Annotated in this window: 15 protein-coding genes; 10 read left to right on the plus strand and 5 right to left on the minus strand. The window is 28.4% G+C overall.

Features of this window, described 5'->3' with window-relative positions; genetic code table 11:
- The first annotated feature begins 263 nt into the window (after nucleotides 1–263).
- The 9 genes from NSA58_RS09075 (at nucleotide 264) to asnB (ending at nucleotide 5,225) form a co-directional block, all read left to right on the plus strand.
- Nucleotides 264–497: a winged helix-turn-helix domain-containing protein gene (locus tag NSA58_RS09075; protein WP_079764831.1), complete on the plus strand. Its 234-nt coding sequence runs from the start codon at nucleotides 264–266 to the stop codon at nucleotides 495–497.
- A 251-nt stretch (nucleotides 498–748) separates the two neighbouring features.
- Nucleotides 749–880 (plus strand): hypothetical protein, encoded by a 132-nt coding sequence (locus NSA58_RS20855; protein ID WP_334291556.1) that lies wholly within the window; start codon nucleotides 749–751, stop codon nucleotides 878–880.
- Nucleotides 881–894: 14 nt separating this feature from the next.
- Entirely contained in the window at nucleotides 895–1,146 is a 252-nt protein-coding gene (locus NSA58_RS20710; RefSeq protein WP_334319805.1) for an ATP-binding cassette domain-containing protein, read from the plus strand.
- Nucleotides 1,147–1,314: 168 nt separating this feature from the next.
- A complete protein-coding gene (locus NSA58_RS20715; protein WP_330652556.1) occupies nucleotides 1,315–1,524 on the plus strand; it encodes a hypothetical protein in 210 nt (69 codons plus the stop codon).
- A complete protein-coding gene (locus tag NSA58_RS09085; protein WP_039681194.1) occupies nucleotides 1,517–1,795 on the plus strand; it encodes a hypothetical protein in 279 nt (92 codons plus the stop codon). The genes NSA58_RS20715 and NSA58_RS09085 overlap by 8 nt, the downstream gene beginning before the upstream one ends.
- 102 nt (nucleotides 1,796–1,897) lie before the next feature.
- Nucleotides 1,898–2,080 carry a hypothetical protein gene (locus NSA58_RS09090; RefSeq protein ID WP_074429795.1) on the plus strand — a complete coding sequence of 61 codons (183 nt, stop codon included), beginning with the start codon at nucleotides 1,898–1,900 and terminating at the stop codon, nucleotides 2,078–2,080.
- 24 nt (nucleotides 2,081–2,104) lie between these two features.
- Nucleotides 2,105–2,296: a hypothetical protein gene (locus tag NSA58_RS09095; RefSeq protein ID WP_074429796.1), complete on the plus strand. Its 192-nt coding sequence runs from the start codon at nucleotides 2,105–2,107 to the stop codon at nucleotides 2,294–2,296.
- Between the two features lie 21 nt (nucleotides 2,297–2,317).
- On the plus strand, nucleotides 2,318–3,229 hold the full coding sequence (locus tag NSA58_RS09100; RefSeq protein ID WP_074078795.1) for a sensor histidine kinase: 912 nt from the start codon (nucleotides 2,318–2,320) through the stop codon (nucleotides 3,227–3,229).
- A 154-nt stretch (nucleotides 3,230–3,383) separates the two neighbouring features.
- Nucleotides 3,384–5,225: an asparagine synthase (glutamine-hydrolyzing) gene (asnB, locus tag NSA58_RS09105; RefSeq protein ID WP_074078796.1), complete on the plus strand. Its 1,842-nt coding sequence runs from the start codon at nucleotides 3,384–3,386 to the stop codon at nucleotides 5,223–5,225.
- A 51-nt stretch (nucleotides 5,226–5,276) separates the two neighbouring features.
- Here asnB and NSA58_RS09110 read toward each other — a convergent pair whose 3' ends face one another.
- The 5 genes from NSA58_RS09110 to nadA all read right to left on the minus strand — a co-directional run bounded on the left by NSA58_RS09110 (nucleotide 5,277) and on the right by nadA (nucleotide 10,637).
- On the minus strand, nucleotides 5,277–6,707 hold the full coding sequence (locus NSA58_RS09110) for an MFS transporter (RefSeq protein ID WP_074429797.1): 1,431 nt from the start codon (nucleotides 6,705–6,707) through the stop codon (nucleotides 5,277–5,279).
- A 101-nt stretch (nucleotides 6,708–6,808) separates the two neighbouring features.
- Nucleotides 6,809–7,459 carry a YdcF family protein gene (locus NSA58_RS09115; RefSeq protein ID WP_039677876.1) on the minus strand — a complete coding sequence of 217 codons (651 nt, stop codon included), beginning with the start codon at nucleotides 7,457–7,459 and terminating at the stop codon, nucleotides 6,809–6,811.
- A gap of 137 nt (nucleotides 7,460–7,596) precedes the next feature.
- Entirely contained in the window at nucleotides 7,597–8,436 is an 840-nt protein-coding gene (nadC, locus tag NSA58_RS09120) for a carboxylating nicotinate-nucleotide diphosphorylase (RefSeq protein ID WP_039677877.1), read from the minus strand.
- The gene (locus NSA58_RS09125; protein ID WP_074429798.1) at nucleotides 8,429–9,721 is read right to left on the minus strand and encodes an L-aspartate oxidase; all 1,293 of its coding nucleotides are present in this window, start codon (nucleotides 9,719–9,721) and stop codon (nucleotides 8,429–8,431) included. Before NSA58_RS09125 ends, nadC begins: the two co-directional genes overlap by 8 nt.
- Nucleotides 9,711–10,637 carry a quinolinate synthase NadA gene (nadA, locus tag NSA58_RS09130; protein ID WP_039677879.1) on the minus strand — a complete coding sequence of 309 codons (927 nt, stop codon included), beginning with the start codon at nucleotides 10,635–10,637 and terminating at the stop codon, nucleotides 9,711–9,713. The genes NSA58_RS09125 and nadA overlap by 11 nt, the downstream gene beginning before the upstream one ends.
- Nucleotides 10,638–10,895: 258 nt before the next feature.
- Here nadA and NSA58_RS09135 point away from each other — a divergent pair, with 258 nt between their 5' ends.
- A complete protein-coding gene (locus tag NSA58_RS09135) occupies nucleotides 10,896–11,405 on the plus strand; it encodes a transcription repressor NadR (protein WP_039677880.1) in 510 nt (169 codons plus the stop codon).
- Nucleotides 11,406–11,462 lie beyond the last annotated feature (57 nt).

Below are 11,462 nucleotides of genomic sequence, written 5' to 3' on the forward strand. Positions count from 1 at the left end.
TAAAGCTAAAATAACTGGATTTCTTGAAAGTGAAAATTACATGTAAAGATGATTTATATAATAAAATATATTATGATAATATTAGATTTAGGAAACGTAGAAAACTTTAAAGTGGAGGATAAAAATGAGGAAAGAACATATTTCTAAGAAGATATAGAAGATTTGGGGAAAATATAAATGAGAACTTTAATAATGAAGAACATAAATTTAAAAAATTAGTATTAAATAAATAATCTAGATCGGTAAAAGTTAGAGGAAAAAATATTGCATTAACAAATCATGAATTTGATATATTATGTCTTTTACTAAAAAATCCAGATAAAGTTTATTCCAGAGAAGCTTTATATGAACAAGTGTGGAAGAGTGGATATTATGGTGAAGATAACTCTGTAAATGTTCATGTTAGTAATATAAGAAAAAAGATAAAAGATATAGCAGAAGATGAAGAATATATAAAAACAGTTTTGGGGATTGGATTTAAATTAAATAATGATTAATAATCTTTAAACTTTCTTGAATATTTATTAAAAATATTTCTGTATTCTTATCAATGTAAAGTTAATTGAAACTTAAAAAGAATTAAAAAGTTGAAGGGAGAATGCAGATGAAAATCAATTATAAAAACACACAAGTTGTGTAAAAAATATGGTCAAGATCATGCATTATCAAATATAGATATTACTGTAAATTAAGGTGATATTTATGGGTTGCAGGAAATAATGGAGCAGAAAAGACTACGCTTCTTAGAATTTTAACAGGACAGGCTGAAAGTAGTAGTGGTGAATTTGAACTATTCGAGAAAACTTCAAAGGTCGATTTAGGTAAAGCTAGACGAAGAACAGGAACTATAATAGAATCGCCAAGTTTTACGAAAAATTAACAGTAGAGCAAAATATGGAATATTATCGTATGCAAAGAGGAATACCAGGCAAAGACAAAATAGATAAAGTTCTAAAAGAAGTTAATTTATTAGATGTAAATAAAAAGAAGTTTAAAGATTTATCTCTTGGAATGAAACAAAGATTAGGGTTAGCGCTAGCTATGATGACAGAGCCGGAGTTATTATTGTTGGACGAACCTATCAATGGGCTAGATCCATCAGGAATTATAGAAATAAGAAATTTACTCTTAAAGCTTAATAAATAAAAGAACATTACAATTCTAATATCAAGCCATATATTATCTGAGCTAGCTAATGTAGTCACATGTTATGGATTTTTAAATAAAGGTCAATTAGTAGAAGAATTATCTGCCAAAGAACTTGAGGAAAAATGTAAAAGCTATTTAGAAATTAAAGTAAATAACCCTAAGAAAATGTCAGCATTATTAGAAGAAGAGTTGGTATATAAGGATTATAAAGTATTGCCAGAAGATAGAATTCAGATATTTGAAGGAATTGATGGATCAGAAAAAATAAGTTGTTTGGCTGTTTCTAATAATATAGGATTATTAGCTTTGGAGGAGAAATCTGTAAATCTTGAAAATTACTACATGTCTTTAATAGGAAGTATTCAACATGATTAATTATATTAAAAGTGAAGTTTATCGTAATATACGTTCCAAGGGAAATTATATATTTTTATTTGGATGCATGGCATTTGTGCTATTTATAAATGGAGTACTTGTAGGTTTTGTAAATAATGATCCAAACTTTCCTTATGCCAATACTTATTTCTCGTTTTCATCACTATATATGAGTATGGGAATTCCTCTAGCTTTATGCTTGCCTATGGTAGCAGTAATATTTGGGCAAGAGTATAAAAGTCATACTTTAAAAAACTCTATTTCTTATTGAATAGCAAGAAGTGAAATTTATTTTGGCAAGTTTGTAGTTTTATTAATTATAGCTTTAATTAACTTAATACTTATTAGTTCAGTTTACATTGGAAGTGTGTTATTGTTACTTGATAATAGTGGATCTATTTATTTAAATGAACTAATAAGAGCTTTAATAGCCTGCATACCATTATTTTTAGTTAGTGCTACAGTAGCTCATTGTTTTTATTTTATATTCGAGAGTGAAACTACAGTAGTTATGTGGTGGGTTTCTATTATGGTTATAATACCTAAAGTTATGTAACTACTAGGAGCTAGAGTAGAAATATTGAGAAAGATAGCTAAGCTTATGCCATGGAATATAGTGAAAAATATTACAGAAGGTAGCGGTGATCATAAATTTATATTCTTTTGGAGTAGTCAACAAGGCTTAATAAATTGCTTTATAGTAGGAATTGTTGGAACTTTAGTATTTTATTTATTGGGAATGAAGCTATTTGAAAAGGTTGAAATAAAATAATAAAAGAGGAGTGTGCAGAGTATGATTTTTATAGTGATAATTTTATTTTTTACAAGTGTGTATTTTTCTGCACGCTTTTTTTTGCTTTCTAAAAATATTAGAGAAGCAAAATATGATTTAAAAGAGGTATGTGAAGATATTGAAAGAAATCGAAGGCTTACTTTAGCATCTCCAAACAAAGACTTAGAAGACTTATTGCAAGAGATGAATAATTACTTAGAAAAAACTCAGATGGAGAAAATTAAAAGTACTCGAAGGGAAAAAGAGCTACGAAAAGAAATCGAAAATATATCTCATGATTTAAGAACTCCACTCACATCCATATTGGGTTATTTGGAATTAATAAAAGATGAAGAAATTACAAAGGATGAAAAGTATGAATATATTTCTATAGTAGAGAGAAAATCTAGAGATTTAAAAGATTTGATTCAAATCTTTTATGATTTATCCAGATTAGAAGCAAATGAATATAAAGTAGATATAAAAACTATTGATATCCATAAAGAACTGATGGAGCAACTACTAATTTATTATAATGATTTTGATAAAAGAGGAATAGATGTGGAGCTAGATATTGGTGAGGAAGCAATAAATATTCAAGGTGATTTAGACATTATAGGCAGAATTTTTACTAATTTAATTCAAAATGCTATAAAATATGCAAAGGATACTTTTAAAGTATGTATGAAACAATCAAATGATAATATTGATATAATTTTTAGTAATAATGTTGAAAATCTAGAAGAAGCAGATGTAGAAAAATTATTTAAACGTTTTTATATGAAAGATAAGTCAAGAAGTAATCAAAGTTCTGGACTTGGACTTACCATAACTAAGCTTTTAGTTGAAACTATGAATGGCAATATAAGAGCTAAAATTAAAGATGATTTTATTTATTTTAAAATTACATTTAAGGTTTCTAAAAATGAATAAGTTAAGAAAATAAAGAAAATACCCCAATATATAGTATACACTTGAATAAAATTAACTATATTAAAAACTTAATAGAAGTAAATAAACCTTAGATGTATCAAAATTTATTTATTCATCATATAGTAATATATCTTGAACAAATGGAGGATATATTATGTGTGGAATTGTAGGATGGTCTAATCTTAAAAATAATATAAGAGATTACTCCAATATAATGGACAAAATGATTAATACACTAAAGTTGAGAGGACCTGATTCAGGAGGACTAAAAGTTTACGATCATACATTAATTGGTCATAGAAGACTTTCTATAGTTGACCCTACTGGAGGTCTTCAGCCAATGACTAAGAAAATAGGGGATAGAGAATATACCATTTGCTATAATGGTGAGCTTTACAATACTGAAGAAGTGAGAGCAGATTTGATTGCCAAAGGATATACTTTTGATTCTTATGGAGATACAGAAGTTCTGTTAACATCATATATTGAATATGGTAAAAACTGTGTTGATTATATCAATGGTATTTTTGCTTTTGGAATTTGGGATGAATATAATCGAGAATTGTTTTTATGCAGAGATCCGCTGGGTATAAAACCACTTTTTTATTCTTACAAAGATGGGAATTTAGTTTTCGCTTCAGAAATGAAAACTTTATTGATGCATCCATCTGTGGATTCCGTAGTAGATAAAGATGGTTTACTTGAGCTGATGTCTTTAGGCCCAGCAAGAAGTTTAGGAAGTGGAATATTTAGAGACATAAAAGAAGTACCACCTGCATTTTATCTAATTTTTAATGAGAAAGGTATTACTTTAAATGAGTATTGGGAGTTAGAAGTAAGGGAACATGAGGACGACTTAGATAAAACTAAAAAGTATGTAAGAGAGTTATTAGTTGAGGTAATTGAAAATCAACTAGTCAGTGATGTACCTGTTTGTGCTTTTTTATCAGGGGGACTTGATTCCAGTATAATTTCAAAAGTAGCATTTGATAAGTTTAAAAAAAATAATATGGAAACTTTAAATACTTTTTGTATTGACTACAAGGATAACGATAAGTATTTTAAAAAGGATATATTTCAACCTAATTCAGATTCGGACTATGTGGGGATAATGGTTGATTTTTTAGGGAGCAATCATCATAATGTGGTATTAGATAATGTGGACTTGGCACATGCACTAGATGATGCAACTATAGCAGCTGATTTACCGGGAATGGCTGATATAGACTCTTCACTGTATTTATTTGCAAAAGAAGTAAGAAAATATGCAACTGTTGCGCTATCTGGAGAGTGTGCCGACGAAGTATTTGGAGGATATCCATGGTTTACAAGAGAATATGACTCAATTGAAATCTTCCCTTGGGCTGATTCAATTGAATATAGAAAAAATATATTAAGAAATGATTTAAAATCTCTTCCTATTGAAGATTATACAAAGGGACTATGTAGAGATAGTATTAATAAAATTCCTAAATTGCCTGGAGAAAGTCATAATGATAGAATTATAAGAGAACTGTCTTATCTTAATATAAAATATCAGATGATTACCTTGATAAATAGAAAAGATAGAATGACAATGTCTAATAGTTTAGAAGGAAGAGTACCTTTTGCTGACAAGAGACTAGTTCAGTATGCTTTTAATTTACCAAAAGATATGAAGTTATTACATGGTAGAGAAAAAGGACTACTTCGTGAAGCTGTGAGAGGATTAGTGCCAGACGAGATTATAGATAGAAAGAAAAGTCCTTATCCAAAAACTCACAATCCAGAGTATACAAAGGAAGTAAGTACAATGCTAAGATTGATTTTAGCAGATAAAAAATCTCCTATTCATCAAATTGTAGATTTTGATTTTGTATCTAGATTGGTTGATACAGGAGGGGCATCTTTTGAACAACCTTGGTATGGACAATTAATGACAGGTCCACAGGTTATTGCTTATTTGATTCAGTTAAATAACTGGATGAAGTTTTATGATGTTAAATTAGATATATAGATAGGAAAAAGCCATTAATAGAAAAATTATTAATGGCTTTTTAAATTTATCTTAGAGAATTTTTTTATCAAATAATCTATAACCAGTTATAATTAAAGCTATGAAACAAAGTACAAAAGATACTAAAAATGCTATATGAATTCCATATAAAAATAAGTCATCTCTTCCTTCAATATAGCTTGTTACCTTGTACCCAGCCTGACTGCTCATAGCACTATATAGGATGGTAGTTGATAAAGAAAGACCTGTTACCATACCTAGGTTTCTAGCTAATGAATTTATACTACCTGCAATTCCTAGGTGATTTTTTGCAACAGATGACATGATTATTGAATTATTAGGTGATTGAAAAAGTGCCACACCAGTACCTGTTAAAAGAGTAAGTAGTATTAAAAAAGGAACTGTAGTTTTTATACCTATAAATACTAATAAAATTTGGGAAATACAGACTACTAAAAGCCCCACAAAAGTTAAACCTTCAGATCCAATTTTATCAGATAAAGCCCCACTAATTGGTGCAACAACAACCATTGCAATAGGAACACACATAAGTATAATTCCAGATAAAAAAGTAGAAAGTTTCAATGTATTTTGTAAATAAAATGGCATTAATGTATTCATAAATAAGTTTGATGAGAATATCAATACAGCACAAATTAATCCTAATGAGAAAGCTTTGCTATTAAAGATTGTCAAATCTATCAATGGATTTTTAGCTTGTTTTTCTCTAAGTATAAATCCAGCCAGGGCTATAATAGCTAAAATAAATAATCCTATTACAAAGGCAGTATTAAATCCTGTTACTTGTCCGATAAATATTCCCATAAACAGTGAAATTACACTTATATCGAATAAGATAAATCCTAAAAAATCTAAGTTTAAAGGTAACTCTTTTCTTTTTGATTTTGGAAAAACAAAGTAACCAAGAATAATAGCAAATATACCAATGGGAATATTAATTAAAAATATATAATGCCAAGTGAATTTTTGAAGAATGATTCCACCTATTCCTGGTCCTGCGATACTTCCAAGGGAAACAAAGCTTCCAAGAATACCAAGGCTTCTTCCACGCATTTCAGGGGGAAAGTTTTCTGTTATTATTCCATAGTTTGTAGCCATTGTCATACTAGCACCAATAGCTTGTATGATTCTTGATAGTAAAAGTAATTCTAGAGTAGGGCTTATTCCACAAAATAAAGATCCTAAAGTGAAAATAAAAGTTCCAATTTTAAAAATTTTCACTTTACCGATAGTATCGCTAATTTTTCCCCAGAAAATTAATAAGCAACAGATAGTAATCATATATAAAGATACTATCCACTCAGCATCACTCATATTTATGGATAAACTCTTTGACATGGTTGGCATTGCTATATTTACAATACTACCATCTAAAGTTGACATAAATGTGAATAAGCAAGTTGCAATTAAAATAAGCCACATATTATTTTGTTTACTTAGATTATTAGTATTTTGTGACATTTTATATCTCCTTCAACTAATTTTATATAGAAAGTTAATCATAATTATTATTACCATAAAAATAAAAATAAATTTTCTATTTAGTAGAAGTCAGAGAATTATTATTTACATAAATGTTTATCATATTTTAGATTAATTAAATTATTATAAGCATTCCAAACCTTAGTAGGCACTTTTTGTTCAATTTGAAACCCATTCTTACCATATAAATCAATTCTTTGTAAATCACCAACCATAATGCTAATAAACTCATCTTTAGAGATTTCACCATGAGAGTAAAAGTTACAGTAATCTTCATAACTATATTGAGGAGATGTAATAATAAAATCAATTTCTGGCCATTGCTTTTTTATAGTGGCAAAAGTACGTCTTTCTCTATAAGGTTTATCTACAATTAAAAAAGATGTAGGGTGTAAGTTTAATTTATTTAAAATTTCTTTAGTGTAACTTATATTTTCACCAGTATTAGAAGCTTTGCTTTCAATAATAATTTTAGTTTCAGGAACACCCATATTTATAGCTATTTGAGCAAATTTCTCCGCTTCAGTCATATTCCATAAACTTTTAGTAATTCTACCAAAACCGCCAGTGAATATAATTTTATCTCCATAGCCATTTAAGAAAAGGTTAGCGCATCTTATTGCTACATTTAAATCATGACTACCAAACCCTAAGATTACATCACATTTTTCTATATTTTCATTTAATTTATGATAATTCCATAATATTTTTCCATAATAATCTATATGCATAGTACCTCCATAGATCAAAGTTTTTAATTTAAGTATACAGTAAAAAGCTTTTAATAGTCATATATTATAAATTAAAAAATAGTAACAATTTTAGATAATAGGTAGCCTAAAATTATTACTATTTTTCTTTTAACATATTATATATTTTTTAAGTTTTTCATACTAAGATCTAAGTTTTTTACAGAATGAGTAAGAGCACCAACAGAGATACAATCAACACCAATCTCAGCAATAGATTTAATATTTTCCAATTTTACATTACCAGAAAACTCAATGATAGCTTTATCACCAATTATTTCAATTGCTTCTTTTGCCATATCTAGAGTCATATTATCAAGCATAATAATATCGGCTTTAGCTTCTATAGCTTCTTTCACCATATCTAAAGTTTCAGTTTCAACCTCAATTTTTCTAACAAAAGAAGAATTTTCTCTACAAAGTTTAACCGCGTTAGTAATACCACCAGCAGCTGCAATATGGTTATCTTTTAACATAACACCATCAGATAAATTAAATCTATGATTATGTCCACCACCAATTTTAACAGAATATTTTTCAAGAATCTTTAAATTTGGAGTAGTTTTTCTAGTATCTAATAATTTAGCATTAGTATGTTCAATTTCCTTAACATATTTATTAGTAAGTGTTGCAATACCACTCATTCTTTGTAATAAGTTCAGAGCAACACGTTCACCTTGAAGAATGAATCTAGTATTTCCTTTTATAAGAGCTATTTTATCACCTGGATAAATTTTATCTCCATCATTTTTAAGAAGAGTAACTTCCACATTGCCAAGAATTTTAAAAACTCTTTCAAAAACTTTAAGTCCTGCAATAATGCCTTCTTCTTTGCAAATTAAATCTATAGTAGAATTACTATTTTCACTAATTACAGAATTTGTACTTATATCTTCTCCAGGAATATCTTCCACAAGAGCATCTTTAATTATTTTATCTACTACTAAAAAATTAATCATCTATAACTCCACCTTTTTCTCTAATCGCTTTTACAACTAAAAGTCTATTTTCTTGTTCCACTTCATCCCTACTAGTATATATTTCATCAATATCAACTTTTGAAAGGTTAAAGCTATCTACGCAAGCATTTATTTCTTGAGCAGCTCTTTTAGAGAAAACAAGTCCCTCAAGCAAAGAGTTACTAGCAAGTCTGTTGGCACCATGAATTCCTGTACACGCAGTTTCACCAACAGCATATAAATTTTCCATAGAAGTTTTACTGTTTAAATCAACTTTAATACCACCCATAAAATAGTGTTGAGCAGGAGAAACTTTTATAGGTTCTTTTGTAATATCAGTTCCTTTTTCTAAACATTTATTATAAATAGTAGAGAAGCGTTTTTTTAGATATTCTGAATTTAGAAAACTAATATCAAGATATACATAAGGTGTATTAGTTTTTTTCATTTCTTTAAAAATAGCTTCAGATACAACATCTCTAGGTTGAAGCTCATCTATAAATCTTTCTCCATTAATATTGTAAAGTTTTCCACCTTCACCTCTCACAGACTCAGATATTAAAAACCTTCTTTCATCATCAGACTCATCATAAAAAGCCGTTGGATGAATTTGAATATAGTTTATATCTTTAAGTTCTATGTCATGTCTAAGAGCTACAGCTAAGCCATCGCCTCTAAGAATTCTTTGGCTGGTAGAATTCTTATATAAACCACCAATTCCGCCACAAGCCAGGACTACAAATTTTGCAAATACATTTATTTGTTCCTTATCTTTTAATAATATAGCGCCAATACACTTGCCATTTCTCTCTATTATATCAACAAGGAATGTATCCTCTGAAATCCTTAAGTTTTTACGCTCACAAGCATTTTTTACAAGAGTTTTTTCTACATTTTCTCCAGTGTTATCTTGCGTATGTATAATTCTATTAACACAATGAGCCCCTTCTTTTGTATAATCCCAATTACCCTCTTCGTCTTTATCAACATCAAGACCAAGAGATACTAGATAGTCTACGTTCTCAATAGACTCTTTAGTCAGAACTTCTACTGCTTGTACATCATTTTTATATCTACCAGCTTTTAGAGTATCTTCTGCAAAAAAAGGAACATCTTCAAAATCTCTAGCTACAGAAATTCCACCCTGTGCTAAAGAAGTATTAGTACAGTCTATTTTATCTTTTGAAACTACCATTACGTCCAAATCTTGACGAAGATTTAGAGCACAGTATAGTCCAGCTACACCAGATCCAACTATTAAAACGTCTACATATTTATTTTCCACAAAGAATCATCTCCCCTAATTTATGCATGTTTTCTAGAGATGTTAAAGCTTTTTCTGATATTTCTTTGTCTAGAACAACTTCATCTATTTTACCGCATAAAGCATCATAAACTTTTTCCAAAGAAGTTTTTTTCATATTAGGACAAATCATTTTTTCTGGGAAGTAAAACTTTTTATTAGGATTTCTTTTATTTAATTCATATAAGATGCCTTCTTCTGTGCAAATTATAAATTCATTATCTTCACATTTTGTAGCATAATTTATAATGCCACTTGTACTTCCTATATAATCAGCCAAATCTCTAACTGGTTTATTGCATTCTGGATGAGCTAAAACTTTTACATTAGGATGTTCTTGTTTAGCTTTTAATACTTCTTCTGAAGTAAGTCTTTCATGAGTAGGACAGAAACCTTCCCATAGTATGAATTCTTTTTCTGGAAAAAATTCAGCTATGTAGCTACCTAAGTTTCTATCTGGTAAAAATAAAATCTCTTTATTAGGAACATTTTTTAAAATGTCTAAAGCACTAGATGAGGTAACAGAAACATCACAAAGGGCTTTAACTTCATAAGATGAATTTATATAACATACTTTAAAAGCATTTGGATATTTTTCTATCATTTCTTTTAAATCAGAAGCCTCGGCCATGTCAGCCATTGGACAACCAGCGTTAGTAGCAGGTAAGATGATAGTTTTTTGTGGAGATAAGATTTTAGCACTTTCTCCCATAAATTTTACTCCGCAGAATATAATTAATTCTTCTTCACAATCACGAGCGATTTTGCTTAAATAATATGAATCCCCAACATAATCAGCAATTTCTTGTATTTCATCAGGCTCATATAGATGAGCAAGTATTATAGCGTTTTTTTCTTTTTTTAACTTTAAAATATTATCTTTTAAAATATTCCTCATATTTTACACCCTTTTCTGTTATAATGTTTTTACAAGTGTATATACACTTGTAAAAACATTATAACACCACAATTATTACTACACAACAAAAAACAATTGTTAAAAACTTAATAAAATTTATTAAATTGAAATTTATATAATATATCTTGATGATATGTTGAAAAATAAGGATTAGAAATAACGTATTGATTTATATTAAAAATCTATATAGAATAGTAAAAAGATAGACAAACTAATTATTTAAGAAGAAGGTGTGTTATGAATAGCAATGAAAGAAGAGAAAAATTATTACATATACTAAAAACATCTAATAAGCCTGTTAAAGGTGTAGATTTAGCAAAAGAACTTAATGTAACAAGACAGATTGTGGTAAAGGACATTGCATTATTAAGAGCTTCTGGAATTGATATATTAGCTACATCTACTGGATATATAATATATAATATAAAAAATCAAGAATTTGAGATAAAATGTAAGAATCATAATAATAATGAGCATCTTTTGTTAGAATTGCAAACTATTATTGATTTAGGTGGAAAAGTAAAAGATGTTATAGTAGATCACCCTACATATGGAACTATAAAAGCCGATTTAAACCTTGCTTCAAACAGAGATCTCAAATCATTTATGGAAAATAGTAAGAAGAATGGATTTAAACAATTATCCAGCTTAACACAAGATTATCATGTTCATACAATAGAAGTACCAGATGAAAAAACTTTGGAAGAGATAAAAAAAGAATTAAAAGAATTAAATATATTAGTATAAGATTTAAAGTTACTAAGGGCATATCATTTTTGTTATGCCCTTTTAAATTTCAGCAAA

Source organism: Terrisporobacter muris (assembly GCF_024621905.1).
Taxonomy (GTDB): Bacteria; Bacillota; Clostridia; order Peptostreptococcales; family Peptostreptococcaceae; genus Terrisporobacter; species Terrisporobacter muris.